Here is a 1376-nt window from a genome sequence, read left to right as displayed (position 1 = left end):
GACCGAGGATGTCACCACCCGCCCGGCGATCCGTCAGATGTGGTGGGACAGCCTGGCGATCGCGGACAGCCTGATGCTGCTCATCCTGACTGCCGGTGGGCTGCTGGTCATGGGTTATGACACGCTGCAGACCCGGGCTGTGGCGAAGGACCTCGCCCCCCGCATGATCGTCGCCTTTGTGCTCGCGCACCTGAGCCTGCCGCTGATGAGCCTCGCGATCGGCCTGTCCAACGGGATCTCGAACGCTCTCACCAAGCAGAAGATCACCGCGGAGGGGATCGGTTCCACGCTCACTACGACCCTGAGCGTCAGCAGGGTCGCGCCCTTCGTGGTCCTCATCGTGTTGTGCGTCGCGGTGATGGCCATCGCCCTCATCGTGGGCTGGGCGGTGCGGCTGCTGGTGCTGATGCTGCTCGCGGTCGCCGCCCCGCTGCTGCTGATCTGGCATGGGCTTCCGCAGACCGCCGGGCTGGCGACACTGTGGGGGCGGGCGCTGGTCGGCTGCCTGGCCGTCCAGGTCGCTCATGCGCTGCTCCTGCTGGTCGGCCTGCGGGTGCTGCTCGCCGACTCCGGCCATGCGCTGGCGCCGAACAACAGCAGCCTGCTCAACATTCTGCTGTGCTGCGCCCTGTTCGTGCTCGCCTTGCGGCTGGAGAGCTGGATCATCCGGATGGTGCTGCGTAGCACCGGCGGGCCGTCCGCGGTGGTGACGCTGGTGCGCTACCGGCTGCTGCGCCGCGCGCTGACCGCTGCCGGCATCCACATCTGAGCGTGTCCCTCTGACCGGGCTGTCGGTCTCCCGCCGTGTCGAGAACCCGCCGCGGACAGCCCGTGTCTTTCACCGTCCCGTTCTCCTTCCCCCCTTGTGCTGACTGGGAGTGATGTCATGTCGCCGTCGTCGCCGGTCGTCCCGGGTCGGACCCGGATTCCCGCGGATGTCGACCGGCCGGATCAGATCCTCGCCGGGTTGACCGCCCGCCAGCTGACGGTGCTCGTCCCGCCGCTGCTGCTCGCCGCGGCGGTGTTCTGGACCGCCCGGCCGTATCTGCCGACCCCGCTGCTGATCCTGCTGTGCCTGCCCCCGGTCGGCGGCGGTGCCGCGCTCGCGCTGGGACGGCGTGCCGGCCTGCCCCTCGACCGCTACGCCGCCGCCGCGTTCACCCACCGACGCACCCCCCACGTCCAGGCCCCCGCCCCACCCGGCGGCCCGGCCGGCCTGCCGGGCTGGGTACCCGATGTGGCCGCCGCCCAGCAGCCACCCGCACCCGCCCGGCCGCTGGCTGCGGGAGTCGACGCCGGCCGACACGGCGAGGCGGCCGGGGTGGTGGACCTGCACACCGCGGTCGCGGTGATCGCCGAGGTCGACACCACCAACA

The 1376-nt window shown here is 71.5% G+C and carries 1 protein-coding gene and 1 pseudogene; both read left to right on the top strand.

What is annotated here, in order from left to right; all coding sequences use genetic code 11:
* Positions 1–769 (top strand): annotated as a pseudogene (locus tag KBI5_RS20945) (hypothetical protein); the annotation flags it as partial.
* Between the two features lie 117 nt (positions 770–886).
* On the top strand, positions 887–1376 hold a 490-nt coding region (locus tag KBI5_RS20940), incomplete at its 3' end, for a PrgI family protein (RefSeq protein WP_133057096.1).

This window comes from Frankia sp. KB5 (assembly GCF_002099325.1).
In the GTDB taxonomy this organism is placed as follows: Bacteria; Actinomycetota; Actinomycetes; order Frankiales; family Frankiaceae; genus Frankia; species Frankia casuarinae.
The sequence above is the reverse complement of the archived record's forward strand: the minus strand, read 5'-3'. Positions and strand labels throughout refer to the sequence as shown.